The 14,265-nt window shown below is 66.9% G+C and carries 13 protein-coding genes; 8 read left to right on the forward strand and 5 right to left on the reverse strand.

Annotated features, from left to right (window positions below; genetic code table 11):
* Positions 1-117 precede the first annotated feature (117 nt).
* The 5 genes from ACWF4Z_RS34790 to ACWF4Z_RS34810 all read right to left on the reverse strand — a co-directional run bounded on the left by ACWF4Z_RS34790 (position 118) and on the right by ACWF4Z_RS34810 (position 5,360).
* The gene (locus tag ACWF4Z_RS34790; protein WP_452247463.1) at positions 118-990 is read right to left on the reverse strand and encodes an amino acid ABC transporter permease; all 873 of its coding nucleotides are present in this window, start codon (positions 988-990) and stop codon (positions 118-120) included.
* Entirely contained in the window at positions 990-1,637 is a 648-nt protein-coding gene (locus tag ACWF4Z_RS34795; RefSeq protein WP_452247464.1) for an amino acid ABC transporter permease, read from the reverse strand. Before ACWF4Z_RS34795 ends, ACWF4Z_RS34790 begins: the two co-directional genes overlap by 1 nt.
* 114 nt (positions 1,638-1,751) lie before the next feature.
* Positions 1,752-2,675, reverse strand: a complete 924-nt coding sequence (locus ACWF4Z_RS34800) for a glutamate ABC transporter substrate-binding protein (protein ID WP_452247465.1) — start codon at positions 2,673-2,675, stop codon at positions 1,752-1,754.
* 65 nt (positions 2,676-2,740) lie between these two features.
* Positions 2,741-3,502 (reverse strand): amino acid ABC transporter ATP-binding protein, encoded by a 762-nt coding sequence (locus ACWF4Z_RS34805; RefSeq protein WP_452247466.1) that lies wholly within the window; start codon positions 3,500-3,502, stop codon positions 2,741-2,743.
* Positions 3,503-3,644: 142 nt separating this feature from the next.
* A complete protein-coding gene (locus ACWF4Z_RS34810; protein ID WP_452247467.1) occupies positions 3,645-5,360 on the reverse strand; it encodes a sigma-54-dependent Fis family transcriptional regulator in 1,716 nt (571 codons plus the stop codon).
* Positions 5,361-5,477: 117 nt separating this feature from the next.
* Here ACWF4Z_RS34810 and ACWF4Z_RS34815 point away from each other — a divergent pair, with 117 nt between their 5' ends.
* Genes ACWF4Z_RS34815 through groL form a run of 8 tightly spaced genes read left to right on the forward strand, consistent with a single transcriptional unit; the run spans position 5,478 to position 14,163 of the window.
* The gene (locus tag ACWF4Z_RS34815) at positions 5,478-7,115 is read left to right on the forward strand and encodes a hypothetical protein (RefSeq protein WP_452247468.1); all 1,638 of its coding nucleotides are present in this window, start codon (positions 5,478-5,480) and stop codon (positions 7,113-7,115) included.
* Between the two features lie 43 nt (positions 7,116-7,158).
* Positions 7,159-8,196: an FAD-binding oxidoreductase gene (locus ACWF4Z_RS34820; protein WP_452247469.1), complete on the forward strand. Its 1,038-nt coding sequence runs from the start codon at positions 7,159-7,161 to the stop codon at positions 8,194-8,196.
* A gap of 1 nt (position 8,197) precedes the next feature.
* The gene (locus tag ACWF4Z_RS34825) at positions 8,198-9,349 is read left to right on the forward strand and encodes an aromatic/alkene monooxygenase hydroxylase subunit beta (RefSeq protein ID WP_452247470.1); all 1,152 of its coding nucleotides are present in this window, start codon (positions 8,198-8,200) and stop codon (positions 9,347-9,349) included.
* Between the two features lie 2 nt (positions 9,350-9,351).
* Positions 9,352-9,687 (forward strand): propane 2-monooxygenase effector subunit MimD, encoded by a 336-nt coding sequence (gene mimD / locus ACWF4Z_RS34830; protein ID WP_452247526.1) that lies wholly within the window; start codon positions 9,352-9,354, stop codon positions 9,685-9,687.
* 7 nt (positions 9,688-9,694) lie between these two features.
* Positions 9,695-10,714 carry an amidohydrolase family protein gene (locus ACWF4Z_RS34835; RefSeq protein WP_452247471.1) on the forward strand — a complete coding sequence of 340 codons (1,020 nt, stop codon included), beginning with the start codon at positions 9,695-9,697 and terminating at the stop codon, positions 10,712-10,714.
* Positions 10,711-11,457 carry an iron-sulfur cluster assembly protein gene (locus tag ACWF4Z_RS34840; protein ID WP_452247472.1) on the forward strand — a complete coding sequence of 249 codons (747 nt, stop codon included), beginning with the start codon at positions 10,711-10,713 and terminating at the stop codon, positions 11,455-11,457. Before ACWF4Z_RS34835 ends, ACWF4Z_RS34840 begins: the two co-directional genes overlap by 4 nt.
* Positions 11,454-12,503, forward strand: a complete 1,050-nt coding sequence (locus ACWF4Z_RS34845) for an NAD(P)-dependent alcohol dehydrogenase (RefSeq protein ID WP_452247473.1) — start codon at positions 11,454-11,456, stop codon at positions 12,501-12,503. Before ACWF4Z_RS34840 ends, ACWF4Z_RS34845 begins: the two co-directional genes overlap by 4 nt.
* Before the next feature lie 10 nt (positions 12,504-12,513).
* Positions 12,514-14,163: a chaperonin GroEL gene (gene groL / locus ACWF4Z_RS34850; protein ID WP_452247474.1), complete on the forward strand. Its 1,650-nt coding sequence runs from the start codon at positions 12,514-12,516 to the stop codon at positions 14,161-14,163.
* Positions 14,164-14,265 lie beyond the last annotated feature (102 nt).

Here is a 14,265-nt window from a genome sequence, read left to right on the forward strand (position 1 = left end):
AAAACGCTCGACTGGGACACCCCAGCCGAGCGCTTGCGTGATCTACTCACTACCTAGAAACCAGCACGGTGTTGCAACGACCCCTAGAAATCGCCGACAGTGGAGGGGCCAGTTTCGTTAGAGGACTGGAGCGCCGGCGCCGGGGTCGGTGCTCAGGGGGAGTGGTGCTGGGCCGCCGGTGATCTTGCGCTGACGCCGGGAGCGGCCCTCGAGGTAGCGGGCCAGCAGTGACAGCAGCGAGCAGAGCCCGATGTAGATGACCGCGACGACGATGTACGTCGGGATGTACGGGAAGCCGTACTGGAGCCGCCCACCCATCTGCTTGGCCACGTACAGCAGTTCGCCGTACGTGATGATGAACCCGAGCGCGGTGTCCTTCAGCAGTACCACGAGCTGGCTGACGATCGCCGGCAGCATCGCGCTGATTGCCTGCGGCAACAGGATCAGCCGGACCACCTGGTTCTTCCGCAGCCCGGTCGCGTACGCCGCCTCCCGCTGACCCTTCGGTACGGCGGCGATACCGGCCCGGAAGATCTCCGCGAGCACCGAGCCGTTGTACAGCGTGAGCCCGAACACGACATCCCAGAACGGGCCGATGCCGAGGTGCCACTGCAGGTTGCCGTAGTAGAAGAAGAACATCAGGATCAGCAGCGGGATCGCCCGGAACAACTCGACCACCACGGTCGCCGGTACCCGCAGCCAGGCGTGATCGCTGATCCGGGCCGCGGCGAACACTGCGCCGAAGATCAGCGCGAACACCGTCGCCAGGCCGGCTGCCTTCAACGTGTTGAGCAGACCGTGGAGCAGTTCGCGCTGGATCGAGCTGTACTCGAGCTGCACCCAGCGCCGGCTCTCGAACTGGCCGGAGGCGTTCAGCCGGTAGATGATCCAGGCGATCGCGCCCAGCACCAGCAGGAGGACCACGACGTTCAGGATCCGGTTGCGGACCTTCGCCCGCGGGCCGGGTACGTCGTACAGGACCGCACTCATCAGGCCACCGCCGTCCGTCGCTCGGCCCACCGTTGCAGGAAGACCAGGGGGGCGATCACGATCAGGAAGCCGATCGCGATCCAGAGCAGGGTGAACACCTGGTTCTGACCCCGCTCGGCCATCACCGCCGGGATCGCGCCGGCTTCGGCGACCGAGAAGCCGGCCGCGATCGTGGTGTTCTTCAGCAACGCGATCAGCACGCTGGTCAGCGGCGGGACGATCGCCCGGAACGCCTGCGGCAGAACGACGATGTTCAGCACCTGCATGAACGTCATGCCGACCGAACGAGCCGCCTCGGCCTGACCGGGCGAGATCGTGTTGATCCCGGACCGGACGACCTCGCAGATGAAGGCCGAGGTGTAGACGGTCAGCGCGGTGACCGCGGACCAGAAGTACGACGGAAGCTCGATCTGCATCTTCGGTGCGCCGAAGACCAGGAACGCGAACACCAGCGTCAGCGGAGTGTTCCGCAGGATGTTCACGTACCCGGTGCCGATGCCGCGTAACGCCGGCACCGGGGAGACCCGGAACCCGGCCAGCACGGTGCCGAGCACCAGGCTGAGCACACCGGAGACCAGGAACAGCCTGATCGTCGTCCAGAAACCGTCGACGAACAGTTCCCAGTTGTCGGTGAGGACCGAGAGCATCGCGACCTTCCAGGAGTAGGGCCAGAAGTCAGGACAGGTCCGGCCAGGGGCCGGATCAGGAGTACAGAACCCGGCCGCGGCGCCGGAGTACGACGCCGCGACCGGGGAGGAGGATCAGTACTTCTCGAGCGGCGGCGGGGTCGAGTCCGACCCCGACTTGCCGAGCGTCTCGCCGTAGATCGCCTTCCAGGTGCCGTCGGTGGCCGACGTCTCCAGGATGCTGTTCACCTTGTCCCGCAGGGCCTTGTCGGCCAGCGGCAGGCCGATGCCGTACTTCTCGGTGCTGAACGTCTTGCCGACCACCCGCAGCTCGTCCGGCGCCGTGGCCGCGTAGCCCTTGAGGATGGCGTCGTCGGTCGTGACGGTGTCGACCTTCTTGTCCAGCAGCTGCGAGACGCACTCGGAGTAGGTCTTGAACTCCGAGATGTTGCTCGCCTCGGTCAGCCCCTCGTCCTTGACCCGCTGGATCGGGGTCGAGCCGGTCGCCGAGCAGACCTTCTTGCCCTTCAGCGCGGTCTTGCCGGCGTCCATCGAGGTGTCGTCCTTGCGGACCAGCAGGTCCTGGCCGGCGATGAAGTACGGACCGGCGAACGAGACCTGCGTCTTGCGCTTGTCGGTGATCGAGTAGGTGCCGACGTAGTAGTCGATCTCACCGCCGGAGATCGCGGTCTCCCGGTTCGCCGACGGGATCTCCTTGTACTCGATCTTGTCCGGGTCCAGACCCAGGCCCGCCGAGACCATCCGGGCGACCTCGATGTCGAACCCGCAGCGCTTGCCGCTCGCGTCCTTGTAGCCGAGGTTCGGCTGGTCGGCCTTGACCCCGACCGTGACCTTGCCGGCCGACTTGATCTTGGTGAACGTCGGACTCCCGGCCACGTCCACGCCGGATGCGGTGGTGAACTTGTGCAGGTCGCCGCAGGAGTCGGACGCGTTGCCTCCGGTGCTGCCACCGGCGGCCGGCTCGTCCTTGCCACAGGCGACGGCGGTCAGCGCGAGCGCCGCGACGCCGAGCGTGGCGGCGAGGTTGCGCATTCTCATGATGAGGTTCCCCTTCGTTGGTTACAGGTACAGCGGCGGGCGGAAGAGCTGTGAACGCGTCGGCGTCAGTGCTTGAGGATCTTGCCGAGGAAGTCCTGCGCGCGCCGCGAGGTGGGGTTGGTGAAGAACGTCTCCGGGTCGGCCTGCTCGACGATCTCGCCGTCGGCCATGAACACGACCCGGTTCGCCGCACTCCGGGCGAACCCCATCTCGTGGGTGACGACGACCATGGTCATCTGCTGCCTGGCCAGGTCGATCATCACTTCGAGGACTTCCTGGATCATCTCCGGGTCGAGCGCCGAGGTCGGCTCGTCGAAGAGGATCACCTTCGGATCCATCGCCAGCGCCCGCGCGATCGCGACGCGCTGCTGCTGGCCGCCGGACAGCTGAGCCGGGTACTTCTGGGCCTGTGTGGCCACCCCCACCCGTTCCAGCAGTTCCATTGCCCGTGTCTCGGCCGTCTTGGCGTCCGTCTTGCGGACCTTGGTCGGGCCGAGGGTGACGTTCTGGAGGATCGTCTTGTGCGCGAACAGGTTGAACGACTGGAACACCATGCCGACATCGGCGCGGAGCCGGGCCAGGGCCTTGCCCTCGCTGGGCAGCGGCTGGCCGTCCAGCGTGATCGTGCCCGAATCGATGGGTTCCAGCCGGTTGATCGCACGGCAGAGCGTCGACTTACCGGACCCGGACGGTCCGATCACCACGACGACCTCGCCCTTGGCGATGGACAGGTTGATGTCCTTCAGGACGTGCAACTCGCCGAAATGTTTGTTGACGTCGGTCAGCGCTACCAGACCCGTTCTCGTCAAGGTGTCGGAATCGCTCATGGCCAGAACCTACTGGAGCCGGGGGCGAGGCCGCAGCGCTGGGTGGTTCCACGGTGGTAACGATCTGCAATGAACCGGCGCTGACTGTAGCCGGATGATCACGGATTGCGAGCAGTTGTTCGTTTGTGAGCGACCCGCCCGCTCAGGTGACGATTCCGTACTCGCGGATCTTGCGATAGATCGTCGCCCGGGACATCCCCAACGCGGCCGCGGCGGTCGTCTTGTCACCGTCGTACGTCGACAACGCGTCGACGATCGCGTCCCGTTCGAGGGCCTCGATCGGGGTCAGCTGCCGGCGCGTGGTGGCCCTGCACTCGGGCGGCAGGTCCGCGAGCTCGACCACTCCGGACCGGCGACGCCTGGAGACCGCGGTGAGGACCGCGCGGAGATGGGTGATGTTTCCGGCCCACGGCAATCGCATCAGCTGGTTCATCGTGGCAGTGGAGAAGGTGAGGCCGCTGATCCCGGCCTTCGCCAGGAGCGACCGGGCCAGCACCGGAACGTCCTCGACGTGATGTCGCAGCGGCGGCACCTCGATGGTCCGGGGAAAGAACGCCAGCAGCTCGTCGGCGATCTCCGACCGGTCGGCGGGCAGCGTGAGCGCGACCCACGCGTCCCCGGCGAATGCTCCGTCGCGGACGTTCTGCAGCAACTCGGTGAGCCCGTCGAGCACCTCGCCGCTCAGCAGGTGCGCCCGCCGGATGATCAGGTCGGCGCCGGAATCCAGTTCGGCCTGTGCCTCGGTCAGCAGGTCGTCGCCCATCGCCTCGGGATCGAGGACGACGAGCCGACGGTCAGGTGCCACATGCCGGCGGACGGCACGCAGCATGGACAGCTTGCCCGTCCCGGCTTCGCCGTCGGCGATCAGCCACTCGGCTCGGCCGCACGCCTCCAGCAGCTCTTGGGTGACGTGCTGCCAGACCGCACTCGTCCCGGTTGTCCCAGGAATCAAGGCCGCGCGGGCGACCTGAGGGCTGCGGATCGGTGCTCGTTGCTCTCTGATCTGAATGACTCCGCCGGCCAGGGTGTCGCCGAGGAACGTCGGCCGGTAGGCGAGTCGCGCGGTCGTCCCACTGGGCAGGTCGGTGATGAACACCAGTGGCTTGGTCCCGCCGCGCGCGTCCCGCGTCCTGTCGATCAGCGCCGCCTGGTCGATGGCGTCGAACCGTGCCTGTGCGTAGGCGTTCATCATGAATACCTCGTCACCGAGGGCGAGCACCGGGCCGCCGCTGTGCCGGCAGGCCGCGTAGTAGTCGCTCAGCAGCGCGTGGTCCAGCGCGTTCGCTTCCTCGACGACCCGTTCGTGGATCCGCCGCGCGGCGAGTTTGGCGAACGGCAGCAGGATCGAGTTCGAGTTCTTGGCCTGGGTGGTGATGTCGAGTACGCCGAGCAGGCCGCCGGTCACCGGATGGGTGATCGGGGCGCCGGCGCAGGAGAACATCCGCAGTTTCCCGTTGTAATGCTCGCCTCCGTCGATCTGGATCGGTCCGCACACCTCGAGCGCCGTACCGATCCCGTTGGTGCCGACCGCTGACTCGACGTACTGGAATCCGGGCGCGAGGTCGACCGAGTCCAGTCGCCGCAGCAGGGACGGATCGCCGCCGCGGCGGTCGAGGACGACGCCCTTGGCGTCGGACAGGATGATGCAGACCGGCTCGTTGTGCAGCTCCGACGACAACGCGTCGATGACCGGCCGGGCCGCCCGCATCAGCGTGGTCTCCCGGTCGATCCGGTCGAAGTACTTCGGGGCCGGGCGGTCGACGTCGACCTGCGACGCGTGCGAGCGCTCCCATGACACCCGGATCGGATCGCGGACCGGCTGTGCAGCGCCCATGGCGGCCTCCTTCACGTCCGTCACCAGCGGAACTTTCACCAACGGTAGCTCGCTGGGCTGTGACCGCCATCTCACATTGAGACACAGGGACGTCCAGCAGGCGGCTTTCATCTCGTATCAACCCGATGATGGAGGCCCACATTGAGCAGGCAGAGTCTCACCAAGGCCCACGCCAAGATCACCGAGCTGTCCTGGGAACCGACCTTCGCGACCCCGGCCACCCGGTTCGGCACCGACTACACCTTCGAGAAGGCGCCGAAGAAGGATCCGCTGAAACAGATCATGCGGTCCTACTTCCCGATGGAGGAGGAGAAGGACAACCGCGTGTACGGCGCCATGGACGGCGCCATCCGCGGCAACATGTTCCGCCAGGTCCAGCAGCGCTGGCTGGAGTGGCAGAAGCTGTTCCTCAGCATCATCCCGTTCCCGGAGATCTCCGCGGCACGGGCGATGCCGATGGCGATCGACGCCGTACCGAACCCGGAGATCCACAACGGGCTCGCGGTGCAGATGATCGACGAGGTCAGGCACTCGACGATCCAGATGAACCTCAAGCGCCTGTACATGAACAACTACATCGACCCGGCCGGTTTCGACCTGACCGAGAAGGCGTTCGCGAACAACTACGCGGGCACCATCGGCCGGCAGTTCGGCGAGGGGTTCATCACCGGTGACGCGATCACCGCCGCGAACATCTACCTGACCGTCGTCGCGGAGACCGCCTTCACCAACACGCTGTTCGTGGCGATGCCGGACGAGGCCGCGGCCAACGGCGACTACCTGTTGCCGACGGTCTTCCACTCGGTCCAGTCCGACGAGTCGCGGCACATCAGCAACGGGTACTCGATCCTGCTGATGGCACTGGCCGACGAGCGCAACCGGCCGCTGCTGGAGCGCGATCTGCGGTACGCGTGGTGGAACAACCACTGTGTCGTGGACGCGGCCATCGGCACGTTCATCGAGTACGGCACGAAGGACCGGCGCAAGGACCGGGAGAGCTATGCGGAGATGTGGCGGCGGTGGATCTACGACGACTACTACCGCAGCTACCTGCTGCCGCTGGAGAAGTACGGCCTCACGATTCCGCACGACCTGGTGGAGGAAGCGTGGAACCGGATCACCACCAAGGGCTACGTGCACGAGGTCGCACGGTTCTTCGCCACCGGCTGGCCGGTGAACTACTGGCGGATCGACGCGATGACCGACAAGGACTTCGAGTGGTTCGAGGAGAAGTACCCAGGCTGGTACTCGAAGTACGGCAAGTGGTGGGAGAACTACAACCGGCTCGCGTACCCGGGCAAGAACAAGCCGATCGCGTTCGAGGACGTCGGCTACCAGTACCCGCACCGCTGCTGGACCTGCATGGTGCCGTGCCTGATCCGCGAGGACATGGTCACCGAGAAGGTCGACGACCAGTGGCGCACGTACTGCTCGGAGACCTGCTACTGGACGGACGCGGTCGCGTTCCGCAGCGAGTACGACGGCCGGCCGACCCCGAACATGGGCCGCCTGACCGGCTTCCGCGAGTGGGAGACCCTGCACCACAACAAGGACCTGGCCGACATCGTCCAGGACCTCGGGTACGTCCGTGACGACGGCAAGACGCTGATCGGCCAGCCGCACCTGGACCTCGACGACCCGAAGAAGATGTGGACCCTCGACGACGTCCGCGGCAACACGTTCATGAGCCCGAACGTGCTGCTGAACCAGATGTCCGACGCCGAGCGCGAGGCCCACGTGGCGGCGTACAAGGCCAACGGAACCAAGCCCGCGGCCTGACATCCCCACCCTGAATTCCACTCAGCATCAGGAGGAGGCCACCATGGCCGACACCCACCGGATCCGCTTCGAACCGGTCGACATCGAGATGGACGTCACCGAGGACGACAAGATCCTCGACGCGGCGTTCCGGCAGGGCATCCACCTGATGCACGGCTGCAAGGAGGGGCAGTGCTCCGCCTGCAAGTCGTACGTACTCGAGGGTGACCTGCAGATGGAGCGGTACTCGACGTTCGCCTGCAACGATGCCGAGGTCGCTGAAGGCTACGTGCTGCTGTGCCGGGCACACGCCTTCAGCGACTGCACGATCGAGCTGCTCAACTACGACGAGGACGAGTTGCTCGGCGGCATCGCGATCCAGACCGTCGACGCCGGCGTACTGGCGATCGAGCCGGTCACGCGGGACATCGTGGCGCTGCGGTTGAAGACCGCGGTGCCGTTCGAGTTCAGGCCGGGGCAGTACGTCGACATCACGATCCCCGGCACCGACGACCACCGGTCGTTCTCGATGGCGACGACGCAGTCGACACCGGACGAGATCGAGTTCCTGATCAAGAAGTACCCGGGCGGCCGGTTCTCCGCCCTGCTCGACGGCGGGCTCGCGGTCGGCGACCGGTTGTCGCTGACCGGGCCGTACGGCTCGTCGACGCTGAAGGACGGCCATGTGCTGCCGGTCGTCTGTGTCGCGGGCGGTGCCGGGATGGCGCCGATCCTGTCGATCCTGCGGCACCTGAAGGAGACCGGCAGCACCCGTCCGGTCCGGTTCTACTACGGCGCTCGTACGGCGGCCGACCTGTTCTACCTGGATGCGATCAAGGAACTCGGTGCGGACCTGACCGGGTTCGAGTTCATCGCCTGCCTGTCCGAATCGGCTCAGGACTCGGACGGGCTCCAGGTGGAGGAGGGCAACGTCACCGAGATCGTCGAACGGCGTGAGGCGGAGCTGCACCGCAGCGAGGTCTACCTGTGCGGGCCGCCGCCGATGGTCGACGCCGCCTTGACGTTGCTGGAGGCAAGCAACGTGCCGAAGGACCAGGTCTTCTACGACAAGTTCACCAGCCCAGCTACCGATGGAGCCTGAGATGACAGAAACCACTGAGCCGAAACAGCGCAGTTTCCCGAGCATCGAGTTCACCGACTCCGAGGCCGGCGCGCTGGAGTTCCCGAGCTCGCGCAGCCGGTCGTACAACTACTACAAGCCGGCCAAGCTGCGGGCGACGATGTACGAGGACGTCACGGTCGACGTACAGCCCGACCCCGAGCGGCATCTGAGCCAGGGCTGGATCTACGGCTTCGGCAACGGCCCCGGCGGCTACCCGCAGGAGTGGACGGCCGCGAAGTCGTCGAACTGGCACGCCTTCCTCGATCCGAACGAGGAGTGGGACCAGACGATCTACCGGAACAACTCCGCCGTTGTCCACCAGGTCGACCTCTGCCTGCAGAACGCCAAGCGGGCCCGGGCCTACGACGGCTGGAACCCGGCCTGGCTGAAGTTCATCGAGCGCAACCTCGGCGCCTGGATGCACGCCGAGAACGGGCTCGCGCTGCACGTCTTCACCAGCATCCAGCGGTCCGGCCCGACGAACATGATCAACACCGCGGTCGCCGTCAACGCCGCCCACAAGATGCGGTTCGCCCAGGACCTCGCTCTCTTCAACCTGGATCTGTCGGAGGCCGTCGGGGAAGGGAAGGAAGGAAAGAAGGGCGACGGGAGGTCGGCCGACGTAGCGTTCGACGGCGCCGCCCACAAGGAGGTCTGGCAGAGCGCGCCGGAGTGGCAGCCGACGCGCGAGGTGGTCGAGCGCCTGACCGCCGTCGGCGACTGGTGCGAGCTGCTGTTCGCCACCAACATCGTCTTCGAGCAGCTGGTCGGGTCACTGTTCCGCAGCGAGCTGGTGATGCAGATCGCCGCCCGCAACGGCGACTACATCACCCCGACCATCGTCGGCACCGGCGAACACGACTACGACCGCGATCTCGCCTACACCCGCAACCTGTTCCGATTGCTGACCCGGGACTCGGAGTACGGCGAGAGCAACAAGGAGCTGTTCGGCGAGTGGCTCGCGACCTGGGTGCCGCGCTGTCTCGACGCCGCGCACGCCCTGCAACCGATCTGGTCGCAGCCGGCCGAGAAGTCCGTCACCTTCGCGGTGAGCCTGGACGCCGCCCAGCAGAAGTTCCGTTCGCTGCTCGAGGACCTCGGGCTCGACTCTCCGAAGGAGCTGGACCAGTGAGCATGCAGTTCGGATCTGACACCGAGTTCTCCAACAAGTGTGGAGTGACCCTGATGAACACGCCGATCGGCCGGGTCGTCGCCGAGGTGATGGGCGCCAAGGAAGGCGTCGAGCTGACCGAGTACCCGTCGATGATCCGGGTCGACGGGGTGGGTCTGCTCAACTTCGACTACGCGGAGCTGACCGACGCGCTCGGGTCGGAGTTCGACGGCTCGGTGTTCGAGGAGATCTCGTCGACCCACTACGGGCGGATGGTGCACCTCGACGACAAGACCATCCTGTTCGCCAGCCCCGAGGACGCCGCCGAGTACATCGGCTTCGACCTCACCACGAAGTGAGGCCGGCATGTACGAGAAGAACGGTGAGCAGTACTACGTCTGCGACGCGCACATCGCCTTGTGGGACGCGCGCCCGGAGAACCAGCGCAACATCCACGGCAAGCAGTTCATCGACTGCTTCTACGACTACCACAAGAACCTCAGCCCCGAAGAGGTCGTGTGGGACTACGACACCTACACGTACTACGGCGAGCAGAGACTGCTGAAGGACCTGTTCGAGGACGGGTACGTCGACCACGCGATCTTCCAGCCAGCGATCCTCGGCGACTTCTACAAGCGGGGGTTCGGGCAGACCGAGGACGCCCTCGCGCTGACCCGGTCGCATCCGGACAAGCTGACCTACAACCACGCGTGGGATCCGCGCCACGAGGAGGCCGGCCTCGAGCAGCTCCGCAAGGACGCCGAGCGGATGGGTCTGAAGGGCGTCAAGCTCTACACGGCCGAGTGGCACGGGGACTCCCGCGGGTGGAAGCTGGACAGCAAGTGGTCGCGGCGCTATCTCGAGGAGTGCATCAAGCTCGGCATCAAGAACGTCCATGTCCACAAGGGCCCCACCATCAGGCCCCTCGACCGGGACGCCTTCGACGTCGCCGACATCGACCAGGTGGCGACCGACTACACCGAGCTGAACTTCATCGTCGAGCACGTCGGCCTGCCGCGACTCGAGGACTTCTGCTGGATCGCCACCCAGGAGCCCAACGTGTACGGCGGTCTCGCGGTCGCGATGCCGTTCATCCACAGCCGGCCCAAGTACTTCGCGCAGATCATCGGGGAGTTGCTCTACTGGATCGGCGAGGACCGGATCCTGTTCTCCTCCGACTATGCGCTGTGGACGCCGAAGTGGCTGGTGGAGAAGTTCGTCGACTTCGAGATCCCGTCCGACCTGCCGGAGTACGCGCCGCTGACCACCGCACAGAAGAAGAAGATCCTCGGGCTGAACGCGGCGGCGCTGTACGACCTCGACGTACCGGAGGAGCTCCGGCTGCCGGCCGGGACCGGATCGCGGGAAGAAGCCGTGGCGTCATGACCGCGGTCGCCTTGTCGCCGTCGGAATCGCTGGAGTTGGAGGCCGAGGTCGTGGCGGCGCTGGCGACCGTCATCGACCCCGAGCTGGACCAGCCCATCACCGACCTCGGATTCGTCCGGTCGATCCGGATCGACGACGCCGGCGTGACCGTGCACCTGCGGCTGCCGACCTCGTTCTGTGCGCCCAACTTCGCCTACCTGATGGCATCCGACGCGGTTGACGCGCTGCGTCGGGTGCCGGGCGTGGGCGCGGTGAGTGTGCTGCTCGACGATCACCACGACTCGGACAAGATCAACGCCGGCCTGGCCGCGAACGCGGGGTACGTCGGCACGTTCGGTTCTGAGGCCGATCAGGACCTCGACGAACTCCGCCGTACCTTCCAGCGCAAGGCGCACACTGCGGCGATGGAGCGGTGCGTGATGGCGCTGCTCCGGTCCACCGGCAAGACCATCGAGGAACTGCCTGCGGTCACGCTCTGGCATCTCCCCGGTGGTCTGCAGAAGGACGCCCTGCTCCGGCGGCGGACCGACATCGGCCTCGGGATCCGGCCGGAGGACCTGGTGCTGGTCGACGACCACGGCGTACCCGTGCCGCCGGACGCGGCGCCGATGCGACTGCGGTTCGCGAAGGCGGTCCGGATCTCGGTCGAGGGCAATGCGCACTTCTGCCGCGGTCTGCTCAAGACCCGGTACGACGACGAGCCGCTGGCAACCCGCATCACCAACACGAGGAGGACCCGATGAAGGCCGTACAGGTCGTCGGCTACCACACCAAGCTTCAACTGGCCGACGTCGCCGAGCCGAAGCTCACCGGACCGCTCGACGTCGTCGTCCGGGTCGGTGGGGCCGGGGTCTGCCGGACCGACCTGCACATCCTCGAAGGACAGTGGGCCGAGAAGAGCGGCGTACTGCTGCCGTACACGATCGGCCACGAGAACGCCGGCTGGGTGCACGCGATCGGTGACGCGGTCACGAACGTTGCCGTCGGCGACAAGGTGATCCTGCACCCGTTGATCACCTGCGGCCTCTGCCGGGCCTGCCGCTCCGGCGACGACGTGCACTGCGAGGCGTCGGCGTTCCCGGGCATCGACACCGACGGCGGGTACGCCGAGTACCTGCGGACGACGGCCCGCAGCGTCGTGAAGATCGACGACTCGCTGGAACCGGCGGACGTCGCCGCGCTCGCGGACGCCGGGCTGACCGCGTACCACGCGGCGGCGAAGGCCGCGCGAGCGCTCCGGCCGGGAGCTGTCTGCGTGATCATCGGCGCGGGCGGCCTCGGACACATCGGCATCCAGGTGATGAACGCGATCTCGGCCGCGACCCTGGTCGTCGTCGACCGCAACCAGGCCGCGGTCGACCTGGCCGTCGAGATCGGCGCCGATCACGGAATCGTTGCCGATGGCACCCACGTCGAACAGGTCCGCGCGCTGACCGGCGGGCACGGCGCGGAGGCGGTGATCGACTTCGTCGGTGAGGGCGGCGCCACCGCCGACGGGATCGCGATGCTCCGCCGGGCCGGCAACTACTACGTGGTCGGGTACGGCGAGAACCTCGACGTACCGACCATCGACGTGATCTCCACCGAGATCAACTTCATCGGCAACCTGGTCGGGTCGTACAACGACCTGCAGGACCTGATGGAGCTCGCCGCGCAGGGCAAGGTAGCGCTGCACACCACGAAGTACCCGCTGGAGGAGTTCCAGCAGGCCCTCGACGACCTCGACCGCGGCCAGGTCCGCGGCCGGGCCATCCTCATTCCCCAGCAATTCCCCAGCAATTCCCAGTAGGAGGTTGACCATGGCGAAGGAACTGCGGTTCAACACCGACGCCCGGCGGTTGCTCGAGTCCGGCGTGAACGCGCTGGCCGACGCGATCAAGGTGACGCTCGGGCCCAAGGGCCGCAACGCGGTGCTGGAGAAGCTGACCGGCCCGCCGACGATCACCAACGACGGCGTCACGATCGCCCGCGAGATCCAGCTGCGCGAGCCCTTCGCGAACATGGGCGCCCAGCTGGTCAAGGAAGTCGCGATGAAGACCAACGGGGTGGTCGGCGACGGCACCACCACGGCCACCGTGCTCGCGCAGGCGATGGTGCGCGAAGGCCTGCGCGAGGTCGACGCGGGCGCCAACCCGATGCGCGTACGCCGTGGCATCGAGCGGACCGTACCGGTGGTGGTCGAGGCGCTGCGCAGCCGGGCGGTCGAGGTTCGTGGCCGCGAGCAACTGCAGCACATCGCGACCCTGGCAGCCAGTGACGACGAGGTGATCGGCGAGGTGATCGCGAACGCGGTCGACTGGGTCGGCCGCAACGGCGTCGTCACCACGGAGGAGTCCGACACGCTCGGGATGTCGGTGGAGGTTGTCGACGGCATCGAGTTCGACCACGGGTACGTGTCGGCATACATGGTCACCGACCGGGAGCGGATGGAGACGGTCTACGACCGCCCGCTGATCCTGCTGACCAACAAGAAGATCACCCAGGTGCAGGAGATCATGCCGACCCTCGAGGTGGCGCAGCGGGCGGACCGTCCGCTCGTGGTGCTCGCCGAGGAGGTCGACGGGCCCGCGCTGCAACTGCTTGTCGGCGGCAACATGCACAACACGATGCGGTCGGTCGTCGTACGGGCGCCCGGGTTCGGTCATCGGCGGATCGCCGAGCTGGAGGATCTCGCGACCGCGCTCGGCGGTTCGGTGATCGCGAAGGACACCGGGCTCGACCTGACCGATGTCACGCAGGAGTACCTCGGCTCGTGTGACCGGATCACGATCACCGAGGACACCACCACGATCGTCGGTGGGCACGGGGACGCGTCGCTGGTGGAGGCGCGGATCTCCCAGCTGGAGAAGCAGTTCGAGCGGGCCAAGATCGACGCGGACCAGGACAGCCTGCAGCTGCGGATGGCGCGGCTGGCCGGCAAGGTCGCGGTGATCCGGGTCGGCGGCGCGACGAGTGTCGAGCTGAAGGAGCGGATGCTGCGCGTCGAGGACTCGCTGGCCGCGACCCGTGCCGCTCTCGAGGAAGGCGTGGTGGCCGGCGGCGGGACGGTGCTGACGCAGGCACAGGCAGCGCTGTCGGAGTTGGAGTTGTCGGGCGACGAGGCGATCGGGCGCGACGTCGTACGGCGCGCGCTCCCGGAGCCGCTGCGCTGGATCGCGATCAACGCCGGGTACGACGGCGACGAGGTGGTGGCCCGGGTCGCGGCCTTGCCGGCGGGGCACGGTTTCAACGCCCTCACCGGCCAGTACGGCGATCTCGTCGAGGACGCCGTGATCGATCCGCTCAAGGTCACCCGGGCGGCGCTGGAGAGCGCGGCCTCGATCGCGGCGCTGATCCTCACCACCGAGACCGCCGTGGTCGAGGAGATCATCGGCAATCCCGGCGCGATCATGGCGCCCGGCTTCGGCGACCTCGCCGAGGGCATGGTCCGTCCGTCCAACATCTACTGACCGGAATGTCGCGTTGGCGAGTTGCGGTGAGTACGACGTGCGGGTCGCCGGCAGTTCTGTACCGTCAGCGACCCGCAGGTGATCGCACTGGTCGAGCAGAGC

It is taken from the genome of Kribbella sp. NPDC055071, from assembly GCF_053608045.1.

Coding starts and splice junctions, on each gene's coding strand:
- ACWF4Z_RS34790 (WP_452247463.1), bottom strand. CDS start 990: ATGAGTGCGGTCCTGTACGACGTACCCGGCCCGCGGGCGAAGGTCCGC.
- ACWF4Z_RS34795 (WP_452247464.1), bottom strand. CDS start 1,637: ATGCTCTCGGTCCTCACCGACAACTGGGAACTGTTCGTCGACGGTTTC.
- ACWF4Z_RS34800 (WP_452247465.1), bottom strand. CDS start 2,675: ATGAGAATGCGCAACCTCGCCGCCACGCTCGGCGTCGCGGCGCTCGCG.
- ACWF4Z_RS34805 (WP_452247466.1), bottom strand. CDS start 3,502: ATGAGCGATTCCGACACCTTGACGAGAACGGGTCTGGTAGCGCTGACC.
- ACWF4Z_RS34820 (WP_452247469.1), top strand. CDS start 7,159: ATGGCCGACACCCACCGGATCCGCTTCGAACCGGTCGACATCGAGATG.
- ACWF4Z_RS34825 (WP_452247470.1), top strand. CDS start 8,198: ATGACAGAAACCACTGAGCCGAAACAGCGCAGTTTCCCGAGCATCGAG.
- mimD (WP_452247526.1), top strand. CDS start 9,352: ATGCAGTTCGGATCTGACACCGAGTTCTCCAACAAGTGTGGAGTGACC.
- ACWF4Z_RS34835 (WP_452247471.1), top strand. CDS start 9,695: ATGTACGAGAAGAACGGTGAGCAGTACTACGTCTGCGACGCGCACATC.
- ACWF4Z_RS34840 (WP_452247472.1), top strand. CDS start 10,711: ATGACCGCGGTCGCCTTGTCGCCGTCGGAATCGCTGGAGTTGGAGGCC.
- ACWF4Z_RS34845 (WP_452247473.1), top strand. CDS start 11,454: ATGAAGGCCGTACAGGTCGTCGGCTACCACACCAAGCTTCAACTGGCC.
- groL (WP_452247474.1), top strand. CDS start 12,514: ATGGCGAAGGAACTGCGGTTCAACACCGACGCCCGGCGGTTGCTCGAG.